Consider the following 25791-nt stretch of genomic DNA (forward strand, 5'->3'; position numbering starts at 1 on the left):
TGCACGCTTGCGAGCCGATAGCGGGCTTGCGCTCTCACGGCAAGGGTGCCAATAGAACGATTCTGGACTGCTTGTTCCGCCGGAATGGGGGAGGAAAAGCGGTTTTTTCTGCCGCCGCGGGGGCCGCGGGCGCCGGCAGCCTCCTCCGGGGCGCGCGTTTGCGCGGGTCCGGGGCGGTTCCGCTGGTTGCAGATAAGAAAGGGCTTGAGATCGTGACGACAGCGTCTTCGGCGGACAATCCGACACGCCGTGATTTCCTTTATGTTGCAACGGGAGCCGTCGCCGCCGTAGGCGGGGCCGCCACGGTGGTGCCGCTGGTTTCCCAGATGAATCCGGATGCCTCGACGGTCGCGGCAGGTGCACCGATCGAGGTCGACCTGACCCCGATCGCCGAAGGACAGGACATCAAGGTGTTCTGGCGCGGCAAGCCGATCTACATCAGCCATCGAACCAAGAAGCAGATCGAAGAGGCCCGCAAGGTGCCGGTATCGAGCCTGCCCGATCCGCAGAGCGATGAGCAGCGGGTTAAGCCGGGCCATGACCAGTGGCTGGTCGTGGTCGGCATCTGCACGCATCTCGGCTGTATCCCGATCGCCAATGAGGGCGCCTACGACGGCTTCTTCTGCCCCTGCCACGGTTCGGTGTACGATACCTCGGGCCGCATCCGTCAGGGACCCGCGCCGACCAATCTGGCCGTGCCACCCTACACCTTCGTCTCCGATACCAAAATCCAGATCGGCTAAAGGGCTCGGACGCCAGTCCGAGACACCCTTTAAGCCGTCGCGTCGTTTTACTTCCTCAGGATCGCATCAATGAGCGGACCATCCGATTTCCAGCCGACCAATCCCGCCTTGAAGTGGATCGAACGGCGCCTCCCGATCATGGGACTCATGCATTCCTCGTTCGTGGCGTATCCGACGCCGCGTAACCTGAATTACTGGTGGACTTTCGGCGCCATCCTTTCGTTCATGCTGGGTGTGCAGATCCTGACCGGCGTGATCCTGGCGATGCACTACACGCCGCATGCCGATATGGCATTCAAGTCGGTCGAACTCATCGTCCGCGACGTCAATTACGGCTGGCTGCTGCGAAACATCCACGCCTCCGGCGCGTCGATGTTCTTCTTCGCCGTCTACATCCACATGTTCCGCGGCCTCTATTACGGGTCGTACAAGGAGCCGCGTGAAGTGCTCTGGATCCTCGGTGTCATCATCTATCTCCTGATGATGGCGACCGGCTTCATGGGCTACGTGTTGCCGTGGGGGCAGATGAGCTTCTGGGGCGCCACCGTCATCACCAACCTGTTCTCGGCCGTGCCCTATTTCGGCGAGAGCATCGTGACGCTGCTGTGGGGCGGCTATGCCGTCGGCAATCCGACGCTGAACCGCTTCTTCTCGTTGCATTATCTGCTGCCGTTCGTGATCGCGGGCGTCGTCGTGCTGCACATCTGGGCGCTGCACGTGGCGGGTCAGAACAACCCGGCCGGCGTCGAGCCGAAGACCGAAAAGGACACGGTGCCGTTCACGCCCTACGCGACCATGAAGGACATGTTCGGCGTCTCCTGCTTCCTGCTGTTCTTTGCCTGGTTCATCTTCTACATGCCGAACTATCTCGGCGATCCCGAGAACTATATCCCGGCCAATCCCGCCGTCACGCCCGCGCACATCGTGCCGGAATGGTACTACCTGCCGTTCTACGCGATCCTGCGCTCGATCCCGAACAAGCTTGCCGGCGTCGTGGCGATGTTCGGCGCGATTATCATACTGGCTTTCCTGCCGTGGCTCGACAGCGCCAAGACCCGCTCGTCGAAGTACCGTCCGCTCGCCAAGCAGTTCTTCTGGATGTTCGTTGTCGTCTGCATCGGCCTTGGCTATCTCGGCGCCCAGCCGCCGGAAGGCATCTATGTCATCGTCGGCCGCATCCTGACCTTCCTCTACTTCGCCTATTTCCTGATCCTGCTGCCGTTGCTGGCGCGGATCGAGAAGCCCCGTCCGGTGCCGAACTCGATCGCGGACGACGTGCTGGCAAAGACGGGCGGCAAGCCTGCGCCGATGGTCTCGACCGTGATCGCGCTGATGGTGGCCGGCGGTCTGCTCCTAGGCGGCGCCGAGAGCGCCCGCGCCGCCGAAGGCAGCGCCAAGCCGCCGGCGCAGAAGTGGTCGTTTTCAGGCCCGTTCGGCAAGTTCGACCGTGGCGCCATGCAGCGCGGTCTGAAAGTCTACAAAGAGGTCTGCGCGTCCTGCCATGGCCTGTCGTTTGTCGCCTTCCGCAATCTCGCAGAAACCGGCGGTCCCGGCTATTCGGTGGCCCAGGCGCAGGCTTTCGCCTCCGAATACAAGGTCAAGGACGGCCCGAACGACCAAGGCGAGATGTTCGAGCGGCCGGGCCGGCCCGCCGATTATTTCCCGTCGCCGTTCCCCAACGAGCAGGCGGCGCGTGCGGCCAATGGCGGCGCGTTCCCGCCGGACCTATCGCTGATCACCAAGGCGCGCAGCTACAGCCGTGGCTTCCCGATGTTCCTGATCGATTTCTTTACCCAGTATCAGGAGCAGGGACCGGATTACGTCACGGCGCTGTTGGAGGGTTATGAAGACAAGCCGCCGGCCGGCTTCAATCTGCCGGAAGGTTCATACTACAACACCTACTTCCCCGGCCACGCCATCAAGATGCCGAAGCCGTTGAACGACGGCCAGGTCACCTACGACGACGGCTCGCCGGCCACGGTTGCGCAATACGCCAAGGACGTCACCCACTTTCTGATGTGGGCCGCAGAGCCGCACATGGAGGCGCGCAAGCAACTCGGCCTGCAGGTGTTCGTGTTCCTGATCCTGCTCACCGTTTTGCTGTACTTCACCAAGAAGAAGGTCTGGGCCAACGCCCACTGATCACGGCGTCTTTACCGCAATTCGGAAAAGCCCCTGCGGGGGCTTTTTTATTGGGCGCAGCAATGCGCCGACAGGCGATTGCGTCCGGCTCTTGCAGCCGCCAAAATGGCCGCAAGCATCACGTTCAAGAAGCAATCCCGGAGGAACCCATGGGCACCCACATCACCTTCAAACGTCCGGACGGCAAGGAAACCGCCGGCTATCTCGCCAATGCCGCGCGCGGCAACGCGCCGGGCGTGGTGGTGGTGCAGGAATGGTGGGGCCTGTCGGAGAACATCAAGGGTCTGTGCGACCGCTTTGCGATGGCCGGCTTCGATGCGCTGGCGCCCGATCTCTTCAAGGGCGTCGTGGTGCCGTATCACGATACGGAGGCGGCCAACGCGCAAATGACCTCGCTCGATTTCATGGACGCCACTACTCAGAATGTACGTGGCGCCGCGCAATATCTCGCGCGCAACGGCGCTAAGGTGGGTCTCACCGGCTTCTGCCTCGGCGGCGCCGTGACCATCATCGGCGCGACCAAGATTCCGGAGCTAGCGGCGGGCGTCGTTTTCTACGGCATCCCGCCGGAGCAGGCCGCAAAACCTGCCGACGTGAAGATCCCGCTGCAGGCGCATTTCGCCAACAAGGACGACTGGTGCACGCCGGCTGCGGTCGACGCCTTCGAGAAGGCGATGAAGGACGCCGGCAAGTCGCTCGAGCTGTTCCGCTACGATGCCGAACATGCCTTCGTGAACGAGCAGCGCGTGGCCGTGCATGATCGCGAGGCCGCCGAGCTCGCCTGGGGCCGGGCGACGGAGTTCTTCAGGAAGCATCTCGGCTAAATTGAGCGCATCTCGGCGAAGGAGTTAGCCGCGCATGAAAATCTTCTGCACCGGCGCATCGGGCTATATCGGCGGGTCGGTTGCGGTTCATCTCATCGCCGCCGGACATCAGGTCACCGGCCTTGTTCGCTCCCGCGAAAAGGCAGATGCCGTTCGTGCGTTAGGGATTGAGCCGGTGATGGGCACGCTGGATGACGCGCAAGTTCTCGCGCGCGCGGCGCAGGCGGCCGATGTTGTTGTGAACGCCGCAAGTGCCGACCACAGGGGCGCCGTCGTCGCACTGCTCGATACTCTCGCCGGAAGCGGCAAGGTTTTCATCCACACATCGGGATCGAGCATCGTCGGCAGCCGTTCCCGCGGCGAGCGGTCCGATGACATCTTCGACGAAGATACGCCGATCACACCGTCGCCCGCGCGCGCCGCACGGGTCGAGCTGAACCACTTCATTCTCGGCTTTCACGACAAGGGCTGCCGCCCGGTCATCATCTGTCCGAGCCTGATCTACGGCATCGGCCACGGGGCAGGGCGCGACAGCGTGCAGGTGCCGCTGCTGATCAAGCTCGCCAAAAAGCGCGGCAATGCCACGCATGCCGGGCCCGGCGAGAACATCTGGTCCAACGTGCATATCGACGACCTCGTGATGCTCTACGCGCTTGCGATCGAGAAGGCGCCAGCCGGTGCGTTCTATTTCGCCGAAAACGGCGAGAGCTCGATGCATGAAGTGTGTGAGGCCATCAACCGCATGCTGGGTTTTGCGGGACCGCCGGCGGCGATGTCGATGCAGGAGGCTGCCGCCGGATGGGGCGAGGGTACGGCCGAGGATACGATGGCTTCGAATAGCAGGGTGCGGGCAAAGCGCGCGCGGCAGGAACTTGGATGGCGGCCGGCCGCATGCGGCCTGATCGAGGAGATCGAGAGCGGGTGTTATCGGGAGTAGGCGCTGTGAACCCGATCGATGAGATACTTTGGCTACTCACCAAGATCTTGCGAGAGCCATCGTCTCGTAAGGAGACGGTGAAAGAGTTTGAACGATACTATGGCCGTATCGGCACAATTGCCCGGCGTTCGATCGGCCGTGACGTGCTCGATATTCTTGATGATCTCGTTTACGATCTCGCATTCTACGTAGCTGATCCGGCTACTCGTGCTCAGGACCCTAGCTACTACGGGGACGAGCGCTTGGTGAAGGAAATTGACGCAGCTCTTCGATTGCTTTCGCAAGCTGGAATTATCGTGCCGCAGGAGCAGCGGTAATTACTCATTGCTCTGCTTCGCCCCGTCCCACCACGCGCACGTCCCCGACATCAGCTTGTAATTGCCTTCCATCACCTGCACCGGCGCGCGCAGGCCAGAGGCTGCGGCGCGCAGGCGCATCTCGCGCGCGACTGCGCGGTCTTCGGGTGGCAGCCAGACGCGCTCGTGGCCCCACAGGCTCGGGCCGTCCTGCATCTCGACCGGCTGCCATGTCGCGGGATCGATTTCGCGGCCGCCCCAGCCGCACTCGATCATGAAGGACGACGGTGTCTTGGCGTAGAACGAGGTCATGAAATCGTTGGTGTGCCGGCCGAGCGTGACGCTGACGCGGCCTTCCTCCGTCTGCGCGATGTCGTAGCACTGGCCGACATCGTCGAGTGAGAACAACTCAACCATCAGATGATGCATGCCGTTCCTGCCGGTCTCGATCAACGCGAGGCTATGATGCCGCGCGTTGACGTGGAAGAAGTAGGCGCGGAACGGCTTTGAGATGTAGTCGGAGAGGCCGAAGCCGAGCACGTCGACATAGAACGCCATGACCGGTTCGATGTTCTCCACCGTCAGCACGGCGTGCCCGAGCCCAAGCGGGCCGGTGCGGAAGCCCGAGATCGACCGCCCCGGTATGAAAGGCGTGTCGTCGATCTCCGCGCCGTAGAACGCCTCCAGCCGGTTGCCGGCGGGATCTTGGAACGAAATCAGGCTGCGCACGCGGCGCGCGTCGGCCCGCGACTGCGGTTCAGCTACAACATGCACGCCGGCCTTTTCCAGCCGCGCCGCCAGCGCATCAAGCGCTGCGGCATCTGCGACCTCCCAGCCGAAGAAGCGCGTGCCTTCGCCGATCGCGCGGTCGATGACGATGCGCTGCTTGCGGTCGTCCATCCGGAACGCCAGCAGTGAATTGCCGCTCTCGACTGCCTGCAGCCCGACGAGACCGGTCCCGAACTGCCGCCAGTCCTCGAGGCTATCAGATCCGAAGCCGGCATATCCCAGACCCAGCAGTGCCATCCTTGCCTCCATGGGTTGCTATCTTTGCGCGTTGAAAGCGCCGCTGCTTGCTCAAATCCTACGCAAGTTTGGCGCCGCCCGTCACCCAAAGTTGGGCTTGGGCGGGCGTCCCGGCCCATCCCCTCCCTTGACATCGCCTCCGCCGGATGGTGATTAGGTTCCCATGAGCACCGTTGTTACGCCCTCCCGTCTCTGGTGGCGCACCTCCTAAGAGGTGGCCGGTGCGATTTCATTTTTTCAATCGTCGAAGGTCGCCATCGCAGTGCGACGGTCCCTTCGTTTGTCCTGTGTGGCGCGCCCTCCCGAAGTTTCGTAAGAGGATCACATGAACAGGACAGCCTTCTCCCTGCCCGAGCACAGCGAATACCGGACCAGCGGCGGTCTGGCGGTTTCGCGCGCCGTCGAGCAGTTCACCGGCAACGCCAGGCGCCTTGACGACCTGATCGAACTGCTCGATCGCTGCCGGGGCGTGGTGCTGTCCTCCGGCACCACGGTGCCGGGGCGTTACGAAAGTTTTGACCTCGGCTTTGCCGATCCGCCGCTGGCGCTGGAAACGGCCGGCTCGAATTTCTCGCTCCAAGCGCTGAACGCGCGCGGCGAGGTGCTGATCGCCTTCCTCGGCGACGTGCTGCGCGAGCCCTGTGTCGTCATTTCGGAGCGAAGCTCCACGCGGCTGGCCGGCCACATCATCCGCGGTGCCGCGCCGGTCGAGGAAGACCAGCGCACCCGCCGTGCCAGCGTGATGTCGCTGGTCCGCGATCTCGTCGCTGCCTTCACCGCAAATGACGATCCGCTGCTCGGCCTGTTCGGCGCCTTCGCCTATGACCTCGTGTTCCAAATCGAGGACCTCGTGCAGAAGCGGGCGCGGGAGGCTGACCAGCGCGACATCGTGCTCTACGTACCGGATCGCCTTTTGGCCTACGACCGTGCGACCGGCCGCGGCGTCGTGCTGAGCTACGATTTCTCGTGGAAGGGGAAGTCCACCCAGAGTCTGCCGCGCGACACCGCCGAGAGCACTTACGCCAAAACGCCGCGGCAGGGATTTGCCGATCACGCGCCCGGCGAATATCAGGCGACCGTGGAAGTTGCGCGTGCGGCGTTTGCGCGCGGCGACCTGTTCGAGGCCGTGCCCGGGCAACTCTTCGCCGAGCCCTGCGAGCGTTCGCCGGCGGAAGTGTTCCAGCGACTCTGCCGCATCAACCCGTCACCCTATGGCGCGCTAATGAATCTCGGGGACGGCGAATTTTTGGTGTCGGCCTCGCCGGAGATGTTTGTTCGCTCCGACGGCCGCCGTGTCGAGACCTGCCCGATTTCGGGCACCATCGCGCGCGGCGTTGATGCGATCGGCGATGCGGAGCAAATCAGGCAATTACTGAACTCGGAAAAGGACGAGTTCGAGCTCAACATGTGCACCGACGTCGACCGCAACGACAAGGCGCGGGTCTGCATTCCCGGCACGATCAAGGTGCTGGCGCGGCGGCAGATCGAGACCTATTCGAAACTGTTCCACACCGTTGACCATGTCGAAGGCATGCTGCGCCCGGGCTTTGATGCGCTGGATGCCTTCCTGACGCACGCCTGGGCAGTTACCGTGACGGGGGCGCCGAAACTGTGGGCGATGCAGTTCGTCGAGGACAATGAGCGCTCGTCGCGGCGCTGGTACGCCGGCGCGATCGGCGCCGTGAATTTCGACGGCAGCATCAACACCGGGCTGACCATCCGTACCATCCGCATGAAGGATGGGCTGGCCGAAGTGCGCGTCGGCGCCACCTGCCTGTTCGATTCCGATCCGGCCGCCGAAGACCGCGAGTGCCAAGTGAAGGCGGCCGCGCTGTTCCAGGCGCTGCGCGGCGACGCGCCGAAGCCGCTGTCGGCCTTTGCGCCTGACGCCACCGGCTCGGGCCGCAAGGTGCTCTTGATCGACCACGACGACAGTTTCGTGCATATGCTGGCGGATTACTTCCGGCAGGTCGGCGCAAGCGTGACCGTGGTCCGGCACGTGCATGCACAGGAGATGCTGAAGCGGAAGGGCTGGGATCTCCTGGTATTATCGCCGGGCCCGGGTCGCCCTGAAGATTTTGGAATCTCGAAGACCATAGGCACGGCGCTGGACCGAAAACTGCCGATCTTCGGTGTCTGTCTCGGCGTGCAGGCGATCGGCGAATATTTTGGCGGCCAGCTTGGTCAGCTCACCCAACCGGCGCATGGACGGCCATCCCGGGTTCAGGTGCGCGGCGGGCGCTTGATGCAGAACCTGCCGAATGAGATCGTGATCGGCCGCTACCATTCCCTCTACGTCGAGCGCGACAGCGTGCCCGATGTTCTCGAAGTCACCGCGACCACGGAGGACGGCGTCGCGATGGCGATCGAACACAAGATCCTGCCTGTCGGCGGCGTGCAGTTTCACCCGGAATCGCTGATGTCGCTCGGCGGCGAGGTGGGGCTGCGTATCGTCGAGAATGCGTTTCGGCTGAATGCGAATTGAAGGCAGCCGTCATTGCGAGGAGCGCAAGCGACGAAGCAATCCATTCTTTTCTCGATGCGGCGCTGTGGATTGCTTCGCTTCGCTCGCAATGACGGTGAACAAACGAGGGGTTGAGAAAAACCAATGACATTCGATCACGACATCAAGGCCACCGTCCGCACCATTCCGGACTACCCGAAAAAGGGCATTCTGTTTCGCGACATCACGACCCTGCTGGCAGACGCGCGCGCCTTTCGTCGTGCCGTCGATGAGCTGGTGCAGCCGTGGGCTGGATTGAAGATCGACAAGGTCGCCGGCATCGAGGCGAGGGGATTCATCCTCGGCGGCGCGGTCGCGCATCAGGTTTCCGCCGGCTTTGTGCCGATCCGGAAAAAAGGCAAGCTGCCGCATACCACCGTGCGGATCGCCTACTCGCTGGAATACGGCCTCGATGAAATGGAAATGCATGCCGACGCGGTCCATCCCGGCGAGCGCGTCATCCTGGTCGATGATCTCATCGCCACCGGCGGCACCGCGGAAGGCGCGGTGAAATTGCTGCGCCAGATCGGCGCCAACGTGGTCGCGGCCTGCTTCATCATCGATCTGCCCGATCTCGGCGGCGCCGCCAAGCTGCGCGCGATGGAAGTGCCCGTGCGTACGCTGATGGCGTTCGAGGGGCATTGATATCCGACAGGTGGCCGTTCCCCGGATGCTGCGCAGCGCGCCGCTTTGCGGCGTGCGTCAGTATTACCCGGGTGAAAATTCCGGTCGTGCCGCGGACCTCACTGCCGCTGCGGGAGCAGGCTGAACTCGAGCTCGCGAAAACCGGTGTAGTTCCTGCGGATCCACTGATGCAGCTCGGTTGACGTATCCCGCTCGTTGCGCAAATAGTCGGTAAAGGAAAAGGTCAGGCGGTCGATATAGGTCTTCAGGAACGAGGGCAGCGCCGATATGCGCAGCACCCGCCCCAAACCCATCGCCTCGGGCAGTTCGCCACGCACCACGTACTCGTTGTCGACCGTAATCAGCGCCTTCAGCGGAATCTGCTCCCGTAACGTCGAATAGGCGCGCGCGGAAACGCGGTCGGTATCGGCCACGAACAGGATGATCGGCGCGACGCCACGCCGCGTGGCCTCTTTGAGGAAACCGATCTCGTTAATCATCTTGAAGAACTCGTCGAACGCATGAAAGCCGAGGTCGACCACCTTGGCGATACCGTCGTTGACGATCAGGCGATCCATGAGCTGCATCTTGCCATAGGTGTCCATCACGTCGGCCGTCTCGGTGATGCGCGGCAGATACTCGAGCAGCGATGGTTCCTTCAAGTTGATGTCGAAGGAAGATACCGTCCCATCCTTCAGCAGCAGGAACTCGCTCAACAGACGCGCGAGCAGCGTCTTCCCGACCAGCGGCCGGGGCGAGCAGATGACGTAGACAGGCGTGGAGCTCATCACCCGCTATATCAAAGGAATTTTCCGCCTAATCCAGCCCCGTCGCGGCGGCTATCCGACTATTTTTCGCCGCCGCGCACGCCAGGCTTGGCGCCGACGAGATCGGTCAGCTTGATGCGGTCGAACTCGCTCCAGACGTTGGCGAGCCAGTGCCGGACATAGCCGCGCAGCACGAACGAGTAGTTCGCGGCCTCGTCGTCCTTGCCCTTGTTGGCGACGAATTTGAGGAACGGCACCGAGGAGACCTCGACCTGCTCGTAGGCCATTTCATTGAGCTTGGGGATCGTGAGTTCGGTGGCGTCCTTGATGCGGTGGAAATAGGAATTGTAGGTCGACTGGTCCCACTGGAAGAACTGGGTGTCGTTGATGAAGTTCTTCACCAGGTAATATTTGGCGCCCTGCATGAAGTTCGCGGTCTCGGCGATTTCGTCCAGCGAGGCGATCGAGGGGCCCAGTATATGGAACACGGAGAAGGTGATCTGTCCCGCCTTCGCCGCATCGAGAAAGCCGATGTCGCGGAGCGAAGCCAGTGCCGGCGACAGCAGTCCGGCGCGGACGTCGATTACGGTCACCGAAGGCCCGGCACTCAGCGTATCGAAGATCTTCATCTGATCCGATGTCGTCGTCATGTCGACGATCTCGGTGATGTCAGGGTGGAAGCGCTTCAGGGTGCCGCGCGGCGATTCGGTGTCGAATGCCCGGGTCGGCACGTTGTTGGCGCTGAAATAGTCCAGGAGCGTCCGCGACACGGTCGTCTTCCCGACCCCGCCCTTATCGGCGCCCACCACAATCACGACTGGCTTTGCCATGGAATTCCCTTGAAACAGCAGTTCCGACCGCGGGAGCGGCCGGCATGCCCCATTCCCTGCTTTGGGCGCGAACATGGCAGAAACAAGGGAGAATTCAATTCATTAGACGGCCGTCGCCATTATTCCGCACGGAATTCGTTAATCCGGCGCGTCGGCGGGACAGCCGTTTAGCGGTGCGGGCCCGAAGGGCCGTCCAGGCAGCCGGGGCGCGCGCCCGGAACGCCGGCGGGCTCGCCGGCGTCGCTCCACGCGCCGCGGGGAACCGGCGGTTGGAGTTGCTCCGCGGGCGATTCCTCCGGCTCATCGCTTTCATCCGCCGGATCCGTCGGGAGGGCGAGCGGGCCGGGATCACGGCCGCCGGCAAACTGCACCAGCGCCTTGATGCGCGCATCCACCGACGGATGGGTCGCGAACAGATCGGCAAAGCCTTCGCGCGGATTGTCGACACAGAGCTCCATGACTGCAGACGTCGCGCCGGGCAGTTCGCCGCGATTTTCGATCTTGCGCAGCGCCGTGATCATGGCGTCGGGGTTCTTGGTCAGTTCGACCGAGCCGGCGTCGGCCAACAGTTCGCGCGACCGCGATAGCGCCAGCTTGACGACCTGCGACAACAGCCAGGCCAGCAGGATCAGCACCACCGCAATGATGATGGCGATGATCGCGCCGCCGCCCCCCTTGCCGCGATCGGACGACGATGAAGAGGACGATGATGACGAAGACGATGACGACCAGTCCCTGCCGCTCGAATTCCACGACAGGTTGGTGAACATGCGAAAGAACAATTCGCCGAAAAAGCCGACCACGCCGGCGATGATGACGGCGACTACCATCAACTGCACGTCGCCATTGCGGATATGCGTGAGCTCGTGGCCGAGCACGGCCTCGATCTCCTGGTCGTTGAGCGCCTGCAGAAGGCCCGACGTCACCGTAATGGAATATTGCCGCCGGTTGAGGCCGGTGGCGAAGGCGTTCAGCGCCGGGCTGTCCATTACCTTCAGTTTCGGCATCGGGATCCCGCGCGAGATGCAAAGGTTTTCCAGCAGATTATAGAGCCGCGGCTGTTGCTGCCGCGTCACGCTCGCGCCGCCGGTCACGGCGTCGATCATGTTCTGGTGGAAAAAATAGGCGATCACGATCCACAGCGCGGCGATAATCGTGGCGTAGGGGAAGGCTGCGATCAGGTCGCGTGAGGCATGCGTCAGATAATGGTTGAGTGAAGCACCGCCGTTGAGCACCACTTCCGCAACCAGCGCGCCGGCAAAGACCAGCACGTAGATCAATAGAAACAGGCCGGCGAGCATCAGCATCGAACGAAACTTGTTCGATGCGATATGCGTGTAGAGACCATACGCGACCATGATGGGCTATCCCTCGTCATTCCGGGGCACGCCAACGGCGTGAACCCCAATGTGCAATTGCACATTGTGGAATCTCGAGATTCCTTGGGGAGAGGAGCTTCTCCGATGTGCAATTGCACATCGTAGTTCGATGCTTTGCATCGCCCCGGAATGACGGGGAAGGCGAGGTGCCATTCTCGCTAGAACTTCACGCTCGGCACCGTCTCGACTTCGGTGCGGCTGGCGCCGAGGTCGAAGAATTCCTTGCGGGTGAAGCCGAACATGCCGGCGAACAACGCGGCGGGAAGCTGCTGGATGCCGGTGTTGTATTCCTGGACCGCGTTGTTGAAGAAGCGGCGGCTGGCCGCGATCTTGTTTTCGAGGTCAGAGAGCTCGCTGGCGAGTTGCTGGAAGTTGGCGTTGGCCTTGAGGTCCGGATAGGCCTCCGACAACGCGATCAGGCGACCGAGCGCGCCGCTCAACTGGTTCTCTGCCGCGGAGACTTGCGCCGGCCCCTGCGCCGACATCGCGGAATTGCGCGCCTTGATAACGTCGTCGAGCGTGCCGCGCTCGTGCGAAGCGTAGCCCTTCACGGTCTCGACCAGGTTCGGGATCAGGTCGTGGCGCTGCTTGAGCTGCACGTCGATGTCGGCAAAGGCCTGGCCGACGCGCTGGCTGAGCGCGACCAGGCGGTTATACGCAGCGAACGCAAACAGCACGATGATGACGATGACGCCGAGAACGATCCAGCCGGTCGACATGCAGACAACTCCTGTGGGACGAAAAGACGGGGAAACTAGACGAAAAACCGGGCGCGCGGCAGCCCGCCTGCGAAGTGGGCATGGCTTTAGTCGGAAGTGGGGCGGGATAAGTTCAAGGCCGGATTTGTGTCGGTTTGCGTGGCCCGGACGCGGTGCAGCGTCTCTTTGACGGTGCATCGCAGAGCCGGGACCCACCGCGCCGGTAGAGATGGGCCCCGGATCAGCAGCGCACCACGCCGCAAGTGCGGCGCGCTGCGCAGCATCCGGGGCACGAGACCGATATCCAGATCAGCTTTCTTCTCTCACCGGATCGCCCCACCGCCAGCGGCGCGCACGGGCATAATCCGCCTTGGCGCGGCGAGGCACTTTCGTAAAGGAGAGACCTTCCGGCGTGCAGAGCTTGGCGGTTATTTCGATCTTGCTGATGATCGGTTGCGCCAGCACGCGGGAAAATCGCCGATCGTCAACCGGCGCGCGCGTCAGCGCCACATAGGCGAATTTCTCGTCCTCGTACGGCAGCTCCGCGCCCTTGACCTGCTTGTGCGCGCGCGACCGCTGCAGACGCTGGGTGAAATGGCACCAGTCCGGTGCTTGTAGCGGGCATTTGTCGTCGTGCGGGCAGGGGGCGGCGACATGTCCGCCCAGCGCGATCAGGTGCGCGCGCAGCGCAATCATCCGGGCATAACCGGCGGGCGTGCCGGGTTCGACCACGAGCAGCGTGTCGTGGGTCTTCTGCCACAACAGTTCGGCGAGCGCGCGTTGCTCGGCTTCGCCGAGCTCGCCGATCATGTAGCTCGCCACAACAAGGTCTGCCGTATCCGCTTTGGCAAGCGCGGCGCGGGCTTCGCCACGTTCGTAAGCGATGCCGCGCAGCCGGGTGCTGTCGCGGGCAAGGTCCAGCGCCAGCGTGCGCAGCGCGTCGTTGGCGTCCAGCAGCGTGAAATCCTTGAGTGACGGAAATGCTTCGGCCGCGCCCCATGTAGCCGTGCCCGGCCCGGCGCCGATATCGAGCAAGCTGCTAGGTGTGAAGTCCGGCCTGATCTCAATGAGCGCGTTCAGGCTTGCGATGACCGCGGCATAGGTTGCGGGCATCCGCGCCAGCGCATAGGCGAGCGCGTCGGTCTCTGAGCGGATGGTGGTGGAGCCGCCGCCGCTGCGGTAGACCTGAGAGATCGATGCGGCGCGGCCGGCGGCCTCGTTGCGCGAGAAGCCGCGCAACTTGCCGTCGAGGGCCGCCTTCAGTTCGGCGGGTAGGTCGGGTGAAGTCATCTATCTGCCGTCATGCCCCGCGAAGGCGGGGCATCCAGTACGCCGAGACGGTTGAAGGTTCCACAGACAGCACGGCGTACCTGGATCATCCGCCTTCGCGGATGATGACGTCAACAGGGTGAGGCAGCGCCCCTCACGCCACGTCCTGATCCAAAATCTTCACGGCGTCGTCGAGGCCGACCGAGACCAGTTGCGAGACGCCGCGTTCGGCCATGGTAACGCCGAACAGCCGGTTCATCCGCGCCATCGTGATCGGGTTGTGCGTGATGATGATGAAGCGGGTTTCCGTCGACGAGGTCATTTCGTGCAGCAGGTTGCAGAACCGCTCCACATTGTGGTCGTCGAGCGGCGCGTCGACTTCGTCCAGCACGCAGATCGGCGACGGGTTGGTGAGGAACACCGCGAAGATCAGCGCCAGCGCCGTCAGCGCCTGCTCGCCACCCGAAAGCAGCGACAGCGTCTGCGGCTTCTTGCCGGGCGGTTTGGCGATGATTTCGAGGCCGGCTTCCAGCGGATCGTCGCTCTCGATCAGATGAAGCGCCGCTTCGCCGCCGCCGAACAATTCGACGAACAGCCGCTTGAAGTGCTCGTTGACGGTCTCGAATGAGGTCAACAGCCGCTCGCGGGCTTCCTTGTTAAGACTCTGGATGCCCTGTCGCAGCCGCTTGATGGCTTCGACCAGATCGTCGCGCTCGGTAGTCAGCGCCGTGTGCTGGGTCTCGACTTCGCGCAGCTCTTCCTCGGCGCGCAGATTGACGGCGCCAAGGCGCTCGCGGTCGCGGCGCAGCTTTTCGAGGCTTTCCTCGATCTCGCCAAGCGGCGGTAGTTCCGCGCCGGGCTCGATCTCGGCGAGCCCTGCTACCGCATGCGGCTCGACTTCGAGCATGTCGTGGATTTCGCGCTCGATGTCGGCAAGCCGGCGCTTGGTGCCTTCCATGCGTTCCTCGGCGCGGCCGCAGGCTTCGCGGGCAGAGGAGAGCGCTTCGAGCGAGGCTTTGGCTTCGCGGTCGGTTTCCGCCATCAGGCTTTCAGCGGCGGCCAGTGCGTCCGCGGCGACGCGGCGGGCGCCTTCGGCCGATTCGATTTCGTTGATCAGCGCGCGGCGCTTTTCGGCAAACAGAGCCGGCGCATTCTCAAGCTCGGCGCGCTCGGCGGTCACTTCGGTGATGCGCGCCTCGACGGTGGCGACCTGCGAGGCCGAGCTCTGCTTGCGGTTCTGCCATTCGGTGCGTTCGGCCGTGATCGCCTGCACGCGCTTGTCGGCCAGCTCTGCTTCGCGCGCCAGCGCCTGGGCTTCGGCCCGCACCTGCGCGGCAAAGCGGCGGTGTCCGTCGATCTCGGTGCGAACGGCGCTAAGTTTCGCTTCCGTCTCATCCGTCGGCGGCAGTTCGGTCAGCGCGGCAGTGGCGCTCTCATGCGCGGCCTCGGCCTCGCTGCGATCGGCGGCAAGGCGGGTATGGGCTTCGGTCAGCGCGGATTTGCGCGCGGCGTGGCGATTGATCTCGCGCTCGGTCGCGGCATGGCGTTCGCGCGCCGCATCGGCCTCGCGCTGCGCGGCCCGCCAGGCCTCGCGGGCGGCGGTTTCGGCGGCGGATGCCATCTTCAGTTCCGCCTCGGCGCCTTCCAGCGCCTGCCGCTTGGCGGCGGCATCAGTGCGGGCCTGTTCCAGCTCATGTTCGATATCGACCAGGCGGGCGCGTTCGGCGAGACGCCGAGCGGCGCCGGTCGGCGCATGCGCGGCGGCGACAAAGCCGTCCCAGCGCCAGACGTCGCCTTCCAGCGAGACCAGCCGCTGGCCGGTCTTCAATTGCGAAACGAACTCCGCGCCACGCTCCTTCGGCACGACTCCGATTTGCGCGAGACGGCGCGCCAGTTCGGCGGGCGCCTCGACATGCGCAGCCAACGCCTCCACACCGTCCGGCAGGGCCGGATCGTCGAAGCTTGCACCGGCATTGGTCCAGCGCATCGGCGCGGAGGGATCGACGGGCGCGTCAAGGTCGTCGCCGAGGACGGCGCCGAGCGCCTTCTCATAGCCCTTGGCGACGGTGACGCCGTCGATGATCGGCGGCCACAGATTCTTGGTCTCGACATTGACCAGTTTTGAAATCGTGCGCGCTTCGGTCTCGAGCCGCTGCACGCGCTTTTCGGCCTCGGTGAGCGGGGCGCGGGAAGCCTCGAGCGTCTGCCGCGCGGCGATGTGGCCGGTTTCGCTAGCTTGCGCTGCCGCTTCGGATACGGCCAGGGTTTCCTGCGCGGTCTCCATGGCGGCGGTGAGCGCGTCGAGGTCGCCGAGATTGCCGGTCTCCTGCGCGAGCTTTTCCTCGTCGGCCTGGACGGTGGCGATTTCCTGGTCGAGCCGGGCCAGCCGGTCGCGATGGGTGCGCACGCCGGCCTCTAGCTGGTTGCGCTTGGCGGTGAGGTCGGCGAGCGCCGTGGTCAGTTCGCCGAACATGCGCTCGGCGGCAGCCAGTGTCGCTTCCGCTTCCGACACGCGCTCGTCGACACCGGAGCGCTTTTCGACGCGTGACTTGATCTCTTCCTTCAGCTCGGCGTCCTCGGTGTCGAGGCGCTGCAGTGCGACCTCGGCGTCCGATGTCTGCTGCTGTTCGCGCGCGATGTCGGCGGCAAACTGATTCAGCCGCCGGTCGAGCTCGGCGACACGCTCCTTGGCGCGCTCTTCCTCGCGATCGAGCTGTTCGCGGGCGTTGGTGAGGCGCTGCAGTCCCGCCGCGGCGCGGGCTTCGCCTTCGCGCAACGCTGGCAGTTCGGAGGCGCGGATCGCCTGGATGCGGGCGGCCTCGGCCTGCTCGCGGGTGCGCTCGGCCATCTCGCGCACATTGATGTCGTGCGTATGCGCGGCCTCCGCGACGTCGGCATTGGCCTCGAGCCAGCGGAGGTGGAACAGCGTGGCCTCAGCCTTGCGCACCTTGGCCGCAACTTCGCGGAACCGGATCGCCTGCCGCGCCTGCTTCTTCAGCCCGTCGATCTGGCCGGAGAGTTGCCCGATGACGTCCTCGACGCGGGTGAGGTTGGTTTCGGCCGCCCTCAGCCGCAACTCGGCCTCGTGGCGGCGGGCATGAAGGCCAGCGACGCCGGCGGCGTCTTCCAGCACGCGGCGGCGCTGCTCGGGCTTGGCCTGAATGATCTCGCCGATCTTGCCCTGGTGAACCAGCGCCGGCGACCGCGCGCCGGTGGCGGCGTCGGCAAACAGGATCTGCACGTCGCGGGCGCGCACGTCGCGGCCGTTGATGCGATAGACCGAGCCGGCCTCGCGCTCGATGCGGCGGGAGATTTCCAGCACCTGGCTGTCATTGACCGCGGCCGGCGCCGTGCGATCGGCATTGTCGATCGTCATGGTAACTTCGGCGTGGTTGCGCGCCGGACGGTTGCCGGAGCCGGCGAAGATCACCGCATCCATGTCGGCGGCGCGCAGCGATTTGTGCGAGGTTTCGCCCATCGCCCAGCGCAAGGCTTCTACCAAATTCGATTTGCCGCAGCCGTTCGGTCCGACCACGCCGGTGAGGCCGGGTTCGATCATGAAGTCAGTGGGTTCGACGAACGACTTGAAACCGTGGAGGCGGAGGCGCGTAAGTTTCATGAACACAAATCTCTGTTGGCCGGGCGCGAATCTCCCTGCCGTGACAGTACCATGGAAGGCAATGTCAGTGTGGATGAGCCGCCCGTTGCGGCGCTTATGAGCCGCGACAATGGCGAGGCCGAGGCCGGAGGGCAACGCCCCCGCGGGGCTTTTCCCAAGGGATTTGAGGCGCTTGTGGGGCGCCTTTTGCTGGACTTATGAGCGCGAATGAATCCGGCCGCGCGAATCAGCTTTTCAGCATCGCGTTGATGCGCTTCGAGAACTCCTCGAAGCTCTGTTCGCCCTTGATCATCTCGCCGTTGATGAAGAAGGTCGGCGTCGACTGCACCTTCAGCACCTCGGCGGCATATTTCTGGTCGGCGGCGATCTTGTCGAGCAGCGCCTGATCCTTCAGGCAATCCTCGACCTGGGTCTGTGTAAGGCCGGCCTGCCTGCCGATCCGGCTCAGAGTCTCCGTGGTGTTCTTCATCACCCAGTCGTTCTGCTGCTTGAACAGCAAGTCGATCACGGCGAAGTATTTCGGGGCGTCGTCCTTGGCGATGCAGCGGGCCAGCATCGAGCCTGCGGCCGCCTTGATGTCGAGCGGAAATTCGCGGAACACGTAACGGATCTTGCCGCTGTCGATGAATTCAGACTTGATCTTCGGGAATACCTTTTCGGCAAAGGCCGCGCAGTGCGGGCAGGTCATCGACGCGTATTCCGTAATGGTGACCGTAGCGTTGGCCGGGCCAAGCGCCATGTCGGGCAGCGACTGCGGCTTGGCGACGTCGGCAGGGCCCTGCGCCATCGCATCCGTGATCAGCCGCAGCGGCGAGAAGCCGGCGAGGGCAGTCAGCCCGGTCAGCGATAGGGCGGCGGTGAAGGCGCGGCGCGTGATCATCAACGTCTGCTCCCGAATGGCGCGTTCACGCCCGAAAGAACTGCGAAAAAGAAGCCTTCGCTAGCTTGAAACGCCAGTTGTGGCAATGGCGGGTTGTGGCGGTCGCGCCGCGCTGCGGGCTCAATTTCGCTTGATCGAGGCGCCGAGCCGCGCCAGCGCGGCGCGCAGTTCCTCATCCTCTACGGCGGACAGGGTTTCGGCCACTTTCGCGACAGACTTCGGGTCCGGCGCGCGGGGCGGCGCAGGGCGGTTTCGGCGCGACAGCGGCGCCTGCCGCAGCGCCAGCCGGCCGACCGCGCTCCACCCGAAAAAGCGGTTGACCCGTTGCAGGATCACGTCGGACGAATGCTGGATCTCCAGCGCCATCGGGCCTTCCACCCGCAGCACCAGGGTTGCCGGTTCCTGCGGCTGCCCTTCCACCGGCCGCGGCCATTGCATCTTGAGCGGCTCGGAATGGGCGGCGATCTCGGGCCCGGCGATCTCGGCCCAGCGCGTCACCAGCTCGCGGGCGGCAAAACCCTGCCTGGCATAGGCGTCCGAAAAGACGTCGCTGAGCAGGACGGAAAGCGGTTTCGCCGAGATCGGGCCGGGTTTGGACATGCGGCGACTCTATCCGAGGTAACTGCCGCGGTCACGCCGCGCGCGGACGAATCGCCTTCAGATCGCGGTCGATTTCACGCCGCCGCTGCATCAGGTCGTAGTCCATCTGTAAGCCGAGGAAAAATCCTTCCGACAAACCGAAATAGCGCGCCAGCCGCAGGTCGGTGTCGGCAGTAATATCCCGCTTGCCCAATACGATCTCGTTGATTCGACGCGGCGCGACGTGAACTGCGCGCGCCAGTCCGTTCTGACTGAGCCCCATCGGCTTGAGGAACTCTTCCAGTAGGATCTCGCCAGGATGCGGGTTTTGAAGCAACCCGCTCCTAGTCGTGGTAGTCGACGATTTCGACATGCGTCGGTCCTCCTTCATGCCAGACAAAGCATATCCGCCACTGGTCATTGATCCGGATCGAATGCTGGCCGTGCCGGTTTGTCTTCAAAGCTTCAAGCCTATTGCCAGGGGGAACACGCAAATCGGTGAGTACCCGAGCCTGGTTCAAAAGACGAAGCTTCCTCAGCGCGACATTCTGAATATCGGCCGGAAGTCTTCGGCTCCGCCGGCCGGACCAGATCAACTCCTGCTTCCGGATCGGCGAAGCTTTGAATCATGTCCGGCTATAACGCTCTGCGTTATAGCTTGTAAACTCTGGTCATGGCCCGAATCCGATCTTAAGGTGGGGTGTGCCCGCACTCGCCGCCCGCAAGCAACAGACTGCCACAGAACACAGCGCCTCTCGCCCCGCGCTGCTGCTCGACTGGTACGACCGTCATCGCCGTCGCTTGCCGTGGCGGGCGGCAGCGGGCGAGCGGGCCGATCCATACCGGGTCTGGCTGTCGGAAATCATGCTGCAGCAGACCGGTGTCAAAACGGTCGGGCCGTATTTCGAGAAATTTCTGGCGCGCTGGCCCGATGTCGCTGCGCTCGGCAGCGCCTCGCTGGATGACGTGCTGCGGATGTGGGCGGGGCTCGGCTATTACTCGCGGGCGCGCAATCTGCATGCCTGTGCGGTCGCCGTACTGCGCGACCATGGCGGGGTGTTTCCAGATACCGAGGAAGGCCTGCGCCGATTGCCGGGGATCGGGCCTTACACGGCAAAGGCGATCGCGGCGATCGCCTTCGATATCAGAACCATGCCGGTCGACGGCAATATCGAGCGGGTCGTGTCGCGGCTTTACGCGGTCGAGGAGCCATTACAGCAGGCCAAGCCGCGCATTCAGGAACTGGCGTTGACGCTGCTGGGTCCCTCGCGTGCCGGCGACAGCGCGCAAGCCTTGATGGACCTCGGCGCCTCGATCTGCACGCCGAAGAAGCCGGCCTGCGCGCTGTGCCCCTTGAATGATGATTGCGCCGCTCGCCTGCGCGGCGATCAGGAGACGTTTCCGCGCAAGGCGCCGAAGAAGGCGGGAACGCTGCGCCGCGGGGCCGCCTTCATCGTCACGCGCGGCGATGAACTCCTCGTTCGCACTCGGGCGGAAAAGGGTCTGCTCGGCGGCATGACCGAAGTACCTGTTTCGGACTGGCTCGCCGGGCAGGACGATGGGGCGGCGCTCAACCAGGCGCCCGAACTCAAGAGCGTGACGCGCTGGCACCGCAAGGCCGGCGTGGTCACCCACGTGTTCACGCATTTTCCGCTGGAGCTTGTGATCTATACCGCTGATGTAGCCGCGCGCACGCGGGCGCCGGCGGGCATGCGCTGGGTGCCGATTGCAACGCTCGCCGACGAGGCGTTGCCCAACGTGATGCGCAAGGTCATCGCGCACGGGCTGGACATTTGAAGATGCGAGGCTTCCCGCTGCTGACACCATGCTGGCAGTAGGGCTGCGTTAGGAAGGAGCCTCACGGAGGTTCCAATGATCGCGACTGCTCTCGATAATCTTAACCTACCGCCGTCTTCCAAACTGCTCGGCTGGCGCCTGCTCGACGCACGTCCGAACGACGGCTGGATCCGCATCGGTTTCGACGGCAAGCGGGATTTCTGTAACCCGGCCGGTTTCGTGCAGGGCGGCATTCTCTCGGCGATGCTCGACGACACGATGGGGCCTGCGGTGTTCGCCATGACCGAGGGAAGACTCTACACGGCAACCATCACCATGACCGTAAACTTTCTGGCGCCGGCTAGGCCAGGGACGATTGTCGGCGAGGCCAAAGTCACGCAGCTCGGCAAGACCGTCGCATTCGTGGAGGGACGGCTGATGGCCGAGGATGGCACCGTGCTGGCGACGGCCACAACCAGCGCGCGGCTCGTCGAGACGGCGAAGGCGATTGCCTCGGCTAGATCGCAGCCCGCGGCGATTCCCGCATAACCTGAACGATCGGCGGTTTGGCGTTGAGCCCCTCGACCTGGAAGCCGGCAACGCGCTTGTAGTTGGCGGCGATGTCTTCCAGCTCTTGCAGTGAGAGCACATCGGTTACGACGTTATAGCCGTTCGGCGCGCGTTCCTCGACCATCTGCATCACCTGCTCGGGGCCGTTGCGGCGGTTGAGCATCACGAGGTCGGTCGTTGCCGGGCGGCGTTCCGCTTCATAAGCCACGAGCGCAGCATTGGTCGGGCCGTGCGCAAGGATTTCGCGGGTGATGACGCGCGCGTCCAGAATTGCCTGCGAGGCACCGTTGGAACCGATCGGGTACATCGGGTGCGCGGCGTCGCCCATCAGCGTGACCCGGCCGAACGTCCATTGCGGGATCGGATCGCGATCGACCAGCGGATATTCGTAGGCGTGCGGGCAGTTCTCGATCAGGCCGGGTACGTCGAGCCAGTCGAACTTCCAGTCCTTGAACCAGGGCAGAAATTCTTCGAGTTTTGCGGTGCGGTTATAGTCCTCACGCCGCCACTGATAGGTCGGCGGCATGTGCCGCTCGGCCACCCAGTTGATCCTGAATTTGCCGGCGCTGTCGGCCTGCTTCGAAATCGGATAGCAGACGAATTTCAGGATCTCGTGGCCGGCCATAATCATGGTGCGGCCCGACAGGAAGGCGTCGCTGTCGGTGATGCCGCGCCACAGGATGCGTCCATTCCAGATCGGCGGGCCTTCGTTGGGATAGAGCTTTTCCCGGACCGCCGAATGGATGCCGTCGGCCGCGATCAATAGCGCGCCGTCGTGAGCGCCTTTCGATTTGCCGGTCGCCTTGTCGATGAATTCGGCGCGAACGCCATTCTCCGTTTCGGTCCAGCCGGAGAGGTGGTGGCTGGTCAGGATGTTCGCTCTTCCCAGCCGCTCGATCGCGGCGTCGAGCAAAATCTGCTGCAGCGTGCCGCGGTGAATCGAGAATTGCGGCCATTTGTAACCGGCCTCGATGCCGCGCGGCTCACTCCAGATCGGCTTGCCGTGCTTGGAGAAATACGCGAGTTCCTTGGTGCGGACAGCGGCGGCATCAAGCACATCATGCAGGCCGAGTTCGATCAGCTCGCGCACCGCATGTGGCAGCACATTGATGCCGACGCCGAGCGGCCGCAGTTCGGGCACGCTTTCAAATACTTTGGCCGCGACGCCGATCTGGTGCAGGCTGAGCGCCAGCGTCAGCCCGCCGATGCCGCCGCCTGCGATGAGAACAGTCATGGTACGCCCCTGTTGCTTCCCGGGCGTCATGGCATGAGGGGCTGCAGGGGGCAACTGCGAAGGTCCCGGCAGACGCAGTCCCGGTAGCTTACGGGAGAGGAGGGGCCGGGCCGAAGAACCCGACGATCTTGACCAGCCGACCGTCGCGACCGATCTCGCCGAAGTCGATTGAAATATCGCCATAGGTTCCGTCCGCGCGCACCAGGCGCCAGAGGAAGCGAACCATGTCGTGATGGATATCGATGCCGCTCATGAACTCCAGCCGCGCGCCGGGCCGGCTGGCCAGCACCTCACCGATCTTCGTCGCCAACGTGTCACGTCCGGCCAGGGAGACGTTCGGATCGAGATAGACGCCACCGTCGCTCCAGCATTGCTCGAGCAAGGCGTGTCTGGCCGTATCGTCCGGCTCGTTCCACGCCGCCATATACTGCGTCAGGACCTTCTCGATTGCGTTCTTGTCCATCGATGCTCCCCACGAACTTCGGTCTCTAGGGGTCTTACTCTGCAAGCAATTTGCCGGGCTGGTCACTTACATCCGAGGTAATTGCCGTTCTGAGGCGATGGTCTAGATTGTCCGGCATGGGCGCTCCAGGCACGAACTCGCACGAAATCCCGGCTGGACATTTCAGCCGCCTGTTGAAGCACTGGCGAAGCGTTCGCCGGCTGACCCAGATCGAACTGGCGGCCGACGCCAACGTGTCCGCCCGGCATCTGTGCTTTCTGGAGACCGGCCGCTCGCAGCCGAGCCGCGAGATGGTGCAGTTGCTCGGCAGCGCGCTCGACCTGCCGCTCGAGGAGCGGAATGCCCTGCATGTCGCGGCGGGCTTTGTGCCGCCCTATGGCGACAAGGGTCTGGCGGCCGAAAATCTGCAGCCGGTGCGGCAGGCGCTGGATTTCATTCTGCGACAGCAGGAGCCCTATCCGGGGATCGTGATCGACGGGCACTGGGACGTTCGCATCCGCAATCAGGCCTCAGCGCGCCTGCTCAAGCCGTTTCGCGATTCGTACGAAATGGAAAACTCCCTTGCGGACAATGCCATGCACGTCGTTTTTCATCCCAAGGGCCTGCGGCAGTTCATGCTGAACTGGGACGAGTTCGCGCGGCAGTTGATCCAGATCCTGCATCGCGACGTCGCGCAAGGCAGCCGGCCCGCGGCGCAACTGCTTGATGAAATCATGGCCTATCCCGGGCTGTCCGCCGAATGGCGGCTGCCGCGTCATCCGCAGGCGGCTTCACCGGTCATGACGATGCAACTCGCCAAGGGCGACTATCGCCTGGCTTTCTTTTCGACCTTCACGACGCTGGCCATGCCGACGGACGCGGCGCTGCAGCAGATCAAGATCGAATGCTTCTTTCCGGCTGACAATGCGACCGCCGAGAAGGCGCGCCAGATGGCCCTTCAAGTTCCAGGAGATAGAAATGCAATATGCCCTGCGTGATCATCAATCGGTCGCGACAATGGAGGAACTGCGCGCATTGAACGCCCGCTTCATCCATAATTTCGTCACCTGCGACGTGCCTTCGCACGACGCCATTCTGCATCCCTGCTTCATCAATATCTGGCCGACAGGCCAGCGATGGGATCGTGCGACCTATCTCAAATATTGGGCGACGGCCTTTGACCCTAAGGTCATCGTCTATTGGGACGTCCGGGATGAACTCATCACGGTCGTGGGAGACGTGGCGCTTGTGCGTTCCACCAACAAGCACACCCGCCGCCGCGATGGCAATGAAGTGACGGGGATGACCACCTATAGCGACACATATCTGTTCGAGAACGGCGCGTGGAAATGCATTCAGGCCCAGCTCACGGCGGTGGCGCCCGAGCATTATCCCGCTGACGACACGATCGTCAGCGTTTATATCGAGGGTAAGCTGCAGCCGCGGGTGAGCTAAGCGCCAAAAGGGGGTCTCCACCTACTGGGGTGGACGGCGCAAGGGCATGCAGTTAACGTTCCGGCTTTCTCCGTGAGGACCGCCATGTTCAAGCTCTACTACGCCCCCGGCACCTGCGCACTCGCATCGCATATCGCGCTGGAAGAGGTCGGCGCGCCCTACACCGCCGAACGGCTGAATTTCAAGAACAACCAGCAGAACAGTCCGGATTACCTCAAGATCAACCCCAAGGGCCGGGTGCCCGCCCTGGTGACGGAAAGTGGGGTGCTGACCGAGACGCCGGCGATCCTTGCGTTCATTGCGCAGAGCTTTCCGAACGCGAACCTAGTGCCGCAGGATCCGTTTGCTTTCGCGCAGGTGCAGTCGATCAACAGCTATCTCTGTTCCACTGTGCATGTCGCACACGCCCACAAGATGCGCGGGGCGCGCTGGGCGACCGAGGAGACCTCGTTCGCCGACATGAAGCGCAAGGTACCGGAGACGATGACGGCATGCTTTACCCTGATCGAGCGCGACATGCTCAGGGGACCCTGGGTGATGGGCGAGCAATACACGATCTGCGATCCCTATCTCTACACCATCTCGGGCTGGCTGGAGGGCGACAGCGTCGATCTATCCAAGCTTCCGAAGGTCGTCGCGCATCGCAAGCGGATGGAAGAGCGGCCGGCGGTAGCAACGGTGCTGGCCGAGGAGAAGACTTGAGATCATATGTCAGCTCGTAGGGTGGGCAAGGCGCGTTTGCGCCGTGCCCACCATGTATCCCCAAATCATCAATGAGGATGGTGGGCACGCTTCGCTTTGCCCACGCTACGCTACCACGCGGGTGGTGGCGCCCGGTAGGGACCGTAGTCTTCAAATTCCCATTTTCCGAGACGAGCCAACTTTTCTGCCAAAGCACTCCAGGTCGGGGCTTCACCGCAGCTTTCACAATATTCCCGAATGAATCTTTCCAACTGCGTGTAATCGAAGTCTCGAACGAACAGGTAATGCCGTCCCATTTTGAAGTCTTCGCGGATGTTGGAAGCAAACCATTCGGGTGTGCAGAGCATGAAATCGAATGACTCGTGACCTTGTTGGCCAGCAGGTCCGATCATTGCCATAACTAAGATCCCGAATTGTCCGGTCGGCGCGAAATCCTTCAAGGGATCTGCATCGGGACTGAACAGGGATTTCAATTCAGCTCGCATCTTGTTTTTCC

General features: G+C 63.4%; 25 protein-coding genes and 1 pseudogene. 12 read left to right on the forward strand and 14 right to left on the reverse strand.

Annotated features, from left to right (window positions below; genetic code table 11):
- Window positions 1-212: 212 nt before the first annotated feature.
- The 5 genes from petA (at window position 213) to RX328_RS14245 (ending at window position 4963) form a co-directional block, all read left to right on the forward strand.
- On the forward strand, window positions 213-743 hold the full coding sequence (petA, locus tag RX328_RS14225; protein ID WP_213252198.1) for a ubiquinol-cytochrome c reductase iron-sulfur subunit: 531 nt from the start codon (window positions 213-215) through the stop codon (window positions 741-743).
- A gap of 69 nt (window positions 744-812) precedes the next feature.
- Window positions 813-2885 carry a cytochrome c1 gene (locus tag RX328_RS14230; RefSeq protein ID WP_213252199.1) on the forward strand — a complete coding sequence of 691 codons (2073 nt, stop codon included), beginning with the start codon at window positions 813-815 and terminating at the stop codon, window positions 2883-2885.
- A 149-nt stretch (window positions 2886-3034) separates the two neighbouring features.
- The gene (locus RX328_RS14235; RefSeq protein WP_213252200.1) at window positions 3035-3709 is read left to right on the forward strand and encodes a dienelactone hydrolase family protein; all 675 of its coding nucleotides are present in this window, start codon (window positions 3035-3037) and stop codon (window positions 3707-3709) included.
- A 34-nt stretch (window positions 3710-3743) separates the two neighbouring features.
- Window positions 3744-4646 (forward strand): NAD-dependent epimerase/dehydratase family protein, encoded by a 903-nt coding sequence (locus RX328_RS14240; protein ID WP_213252201.1) that lies wholly within the window; start codon window positions 3744-3746, stop codon window positions 4644-4646.
- Window positions 4647-4651: 5 nt separating this feature from the next.
- Entirely contained in the window at window positions 4652-4963 is a 312-nt protein-coding gene (locus tag RX328_RS14245; protein ID WP_213252202.1) for a hypothetical protein, read from the forward strand.
- On the opposite strand, the gene RX328_RS14250 is transcribed toward RX328_RS14245, so the two are convergent.
- Window positions 4964-5968, reverse strand: a complete 1005-nt coding sequence (locus RX328_RS14250; protein ID WP_213252203.1) for a VOC family protein — start codon at window positions 5966-5968, stop codon at window positions 4964-4966.
- Window positions 5969-6293: 325 nt separating this feature from the next.
- On the opposite strand from RX328_RS14250, the gene RX328_RS14255 reads away from it, so the two are divergent.
- Together RX328_RS14255 and RX328_RS14260 are read left to right on the forward strand one after the other, a co-directional pair.
- A complete protein-coding gene (locus RX328_RS14255; protein ID WP_213252204.1) occupies window positions 6294-8453 on the forward strand; it encodes an anthranilate synthase component I in 2160 nt (719 codons plus the stop codon).
- A gap of 123 nt (window positions 8454-8576) precedes the next feature.
- A complete protein-coding gene (locus RX328_RS14260; RefSeq protein WP_057841738.1) occupies window positions 8577-9116 on the forward strand; it encodes an adenine phosphoribosyltransferase in 540 nt (179 codons plus the stop codon).
- Window positions 9117-9214: 98 nt separating this feature from the next.
- On the opposite strand, the gene RX328_RS14265 is transcribed toward RX328_RS14260, so the two are convergent.
- From RX328_RS14265 to RX328_RS14310, 10 genes and pseudogenes are all read right to left on the reverse strand, one after another.
- Window positions 9215-9883, reverse strand: coding sequence for a hypothetical protein (locus RX328_RS14265; protein ID WP_213252205.1), 669 nt, complete (start codon window positions 9881-9883; stop codon window positions 9215-9217).
- A gap of 59 nt (window positions 9884-9942) precedes the next feature.
- Complete coding sequence (locus RX328_RS14270; protein ID WP_213252206.1) at window positions 9943-10692, reverse strand: hypothetical protein; 750 nt, start codon at window positions 10690-10692, stop codon at window positions 9943-9945.
- A gap of 167 nt (window positions 10693-10859) precedes the next feature.
- Entirely contained in the window at window positions 10860-12050 is a 1191-nt protein-coding gene (locus tag RX328_RS14275; protein WP_213252207.1) for a M48 family metallopeptidase, read from the reverse strand.
- Window positions 12051-12229: 179 nt separating this feature from the next.
- Window positions 12230-12790 carry a LemA family protein gene (locus RX328_RS14280; protein WP_213252208.1) on the reverse strand — a complete coding sequence of 187 codons (561 nt, stop codon included), beginning with the start codon at window positions 12788-12790 and terminating at the stop codon, window positions 12230-12232.
- A gap of 288 nt (window positions 12791-13078) precedes the next feature.
- Entirely contained in the window at window positions 13079-14059 is a 981-nt protein-coding gene (locus RX328_RS14285) for a small ribosomal subunit Rsm22 family protein (RefSeq protein WP_213252209.1), read from the reverse strand.
- A gap of 133 nt (window positions 14060-14192) precedes the next feature.
- The gene (smc, locus tag RX328_RS14290) at window positions 14193-17657 is read right to left on the reverse strand and encodes a chromosome segregation protein SMC (protein WP_213252210.1); all 3465 of its coding nucleotides are present in this window, start codon (window positions 17655-17657) and stop codon (window positions 14193-14195) included.
- Between the two features lie 226 nt (window positions 17658-17883).
- On the reverse strand, window positions 17884-18540 hold the full coding sequence (locus tag RX328_RS14295; RefSeq protein WP_213252211.1) for a DsbA family protein: 657 nt from the start codon (window positions 18538-18540) through the stop codon (window positions 17884-17886).
- Between the two features lie 117 nt (window positions 18541-18657).
- On the reverse strand, window positions 18658-19137 hold the full coding sequence (locus RX328_RS14300) for a DUF721 domain-containing protein (protein ID WP_213252212.1): 480 nt from the start codon (window positions 19135-19137) through the stop codon (window positions 18658-18660).
- Window positions 19138-19168: 31 nt separating this feature from the next.
- Complete coding sequence (locus RX328_RS14305) at window positions 19169-19489, reverse strand: HigA family addiction module antitoxin (protein WP_065751481.1); 321 nt, start codon at window positions 19487-19489, stop codon at window positions 19169-19171.
- A pseudogene (locus RX328_RS14310) lies at window positions 19461-19746 on the reverse strand (type II toxin-antitoxin system RelE/ParE family toxin). Before RX328_RS14310 ends, RX328_RS14305 begins: the two are co-directional and overlap by 29 nt.
- Window positions 19747-19818: 72 nt before the next feature.
- On the opposite strand from RX328_RS14310, the gene mutY reads away from it, so the two are divergent.
- Window positions 19819-20913, forward strand: a complete 1095-nt coding sequence (mutY, locus tag RX328_RS14315; RefSeq protein WP_213252213.1) for an A/G-specific adenine glycosylase — start codon at window positions 19819-19821, stop codon at window positions 20911-20913.
- A gap of 75 nt (window positions 20914-20988) precedes the next feature.
- Window positions 20989-21441 carry a PaaI family thioesterase gene (locus RX328_RS14320; protein ID WP_213252214.1) on the forward strand — a complete coding sequence of 151 codons (453 nt, stop codon included), beginning with the start codon at window positions 20989-20991 and terminating at the stop codon, window positions 21439-21441.
- On the opposite strand, the gene RX328_RS14325 is transcribed toward RX328_RS14320, so the two are convergent.
- Together RX328_RS14325 and RX328_RS14330 are read right to left on the reverse strand one after the other, a co-directional pair.
- A complete protein-coding gene (locus tag RX328_RS14325; protein ID WP_213252215.1) occupies window positions 21410-22696 on the reverse strand; it encodes a flavin-dependent oxidoreductase in 1287 nt (428 codons plus the stop codon). The genes RX328_RS14320 and RX328_RS14325 overlap by 32 nt on opposite strands.
- Window positions 22697-22784: 88 nt before the next feature.
- Entirely contained in the window at window positions 22785-23159 is a 375-nt protein-coding gene (locus tag RX328_RS14330) for a nuclear transport factor 2 family protein (protein ID WP_213252216.1), read from the reverse strand.
- A gap of 116 nt (window positions 23160-23275) precedes the next feature.
- Here RX328_RS14330 and RX328_RS14335 point away from each other — a divergent pair, with 116 nt between their 5' ends.
- The 3 genes from RX328_RS14335 to RX328_RS14345 all read left to right on the forward strand — a co-directional run bounded on the left by RX328_RS14335 (window position 23276) and on the right by RX328_RS14345 (window position 25295).
- On the forward strand, window positions 23276-24136 hold the full coding sequence (locus RX328_RS14335) for a helix-turn-helix domain-containing protein (protein WP_213252217.1): 861 nt from the start codon (window positions 23276-23278) through the stop codon (window positions 24134-24136).
- Window positions 24117-24593, forward strand: a complete 477-nt coding sequence (locus tag RX328_RS14340; RefSeq protein ID WP_213252218.1) for a nuclear transport factor 2 family protein — start codon at window positions 24117-24119, stop codon at window positions 24591-24593. The genes RX328_RS14335 and RX328_RS14340 overlap by 20 nt, the downstream gene beginning before the upstream one ends.
- An 84-nt stretch (window positions 24594-24677) precedes the next feature.
- Window positions 24678-25295 carry a glutathione S-transferase family protein gene (locus tag RX328_RS14345; RefSeq protein WP_213252219.1) on the forward strand — a complete coding sequence of 206 codons (618 nt, stop codon included), beginning with the start codon at window positions 24678-24680 and terminating at the stop codon, window positions 25293-25295.
- 110 nt (window positions 25296-25405) lie between these two features.
- Here RX328_RS14345 and RX328_RS14350 read toward each other — a convergent pair whose 3' ends face one another.
- On the reverse strand, window positions 25406-25780 hold the full coding sequence (locus RX328_RS14350; RefSeq protein ID WP_213252220.1) for an immunity 8 family protein: 375 nt from the start codon (window positions 25778-25780) through the stop codon (window positions 25406-25408).
- Window positions 25781-25791 lie beyond the last annotated feature (11 nt).

This window comes from Bradyrhizobium sp. sBnM-33 (assembly GCF_032917945.1).
In the GTDB taxonomy this organism is placed as follows: domain Bacteria; phylum Pseudomonadota; class Alphaproteobacteria; order Rhizobiales; family Xanthobacteraceae; genus Bradyrhizobium.

Coding starts and splice junctions, on each gene's coding strand:
- RX328_RS14305 (WP_065751481.1), bottom strand. CDS start 19,489: ATGTCGAAATCGTCGACTACCACGACTAGGAGCGGGTTGCTTCAAAAC.
- RX328_RS14240 (WP_213252201.1), top strand. CDS start 3,744: ATGAAAATCTTCTGCACCGGCGCATCGGGCTATATCGGCGGGTCGGTT.
- RX328_RS14330 (WP_213252216.1), bottom strand. CDS start 23,159: ATGGACAAGAACGCAATCGAGAAGGTCCTGACGCAGTATATGGCGGCG.
- RX328_RS14345 (WP_213252219.1), top strand. CDS start 24,678: ATGTTCAAGCTCTACTACGCCCCCGGCACCTGCGCACTCGCATCGCAT.
- RX328_RS14300 (WP_213252212.1), bottom strand. CDS start 19,137: ATGTCCAAACCCGGCCCGATCTCGGCGAAACCGCTTTCCGTCCTGCTC.
- RX328_RS14265 (WP_213252205.1), bottom strand. CDS start 9,883: ATGAGCTCCACGCCTGTCTACGTCATCTGCTCGCCCCGGCCGCTGGTC.
- RX328_RS14250 (WP_213252203.1), bottom strand. CDS start 5,968: ATGGCACTGCTGGGTCTGGGATATGCCGGCTTCGGATCTGATAGCCTC.
- RX328_RS14325 (WP_213252215.1), bottom strand. CDS start 22,696: ATGACTGTTCTCATCGCAGGCGGCGGCATCGGCGGGCTGACGCTGGCG.
- RX328_RS14260 (WP_057841738.1), top strand. CDS start 8,577: ATGACATTCGATCACGACATCAAGGCCACCGTCCGCACCATTCCGGAC.
- RX328_RS14230 (WP_213252199.1), top strand. CDS start 813: ATGAGCGGACCATCCGATTTCCAGCCGACCAATCCCGCCTTGAAGTGG.
- RX328_RS14350 (WP_213252220.1), bottom strand. CDS start 25,780: ATGCGAGCTGAATTGAAATCCCTGTTCAGTCCCGATGCAGATCCCTTG.
- RX328_RS14285 (WP_213252209.1), bottom strand. CDS start 14,059: ATGACTTCACCCGACCTACCCGCCGAACTGAAGGCGGCCCTCGACGGC.
- RX328_RS14335 (WP_213252217.1), top strand. CDS start 23,276: ATGGGCGCTCCAGGCACGAACTCGCACGAAATCCCGGCTGGACATTTC.
- RX328_RS14270 (WP_213252206.1), bottom strand. CDS start 10,692: ATGGCAAAGCCAGTCGTGATTGTGGTGGGCGCCGATAAGGGCGGGGTC.
- RX328_RS14340 (WP_213252218.1), top strand. CDS start 24,117: ATGCAATATGCCCTGCGTGATCATCAATCGGTCGCGACAATGGAGGAA.
- RX328_RS14320 (WP_213252214.1), top strand. CDS start 20,989: ATGATCGCGACTGCTCTCGATAATCTTAACCTACCGCCGTCTTCCAAA.
- RX328_RS14280 (WP_213252208.1), bottom strand. CDS start 12,790: ATGTCGACCGGCTGGATCGTTCTCGGCGTCATCGTCATCATCGTGCTG.
- RX328_RS14275 (WP_213252207.1), bottom strand. CDS start 12,050: ATGGTCGCGTATGGTCTCTACACGCATATCGCATCGAACAAGTTTCGT.
- RX328_RS14235 (WP_213252200.1), top strand. CDS start 3,035: ATGGGCACCCACATCACCTTCAAACGTCCGGACGGCAAGGAAACCGCC.
- smc (WP_213252210.1), bottom strand. CDS start 17,657: ATGAAACTTACGCGCCTCCGCCTCCACGGTTTCAAGTCGTTCGTCGAA.
- RX328_RS14255 (WP_213252204.1), top strand. CDS start 6,294: ATGAACAGGACAGCCTTCTCCCTGCCCGAGCACAGCGAATACCGGACC.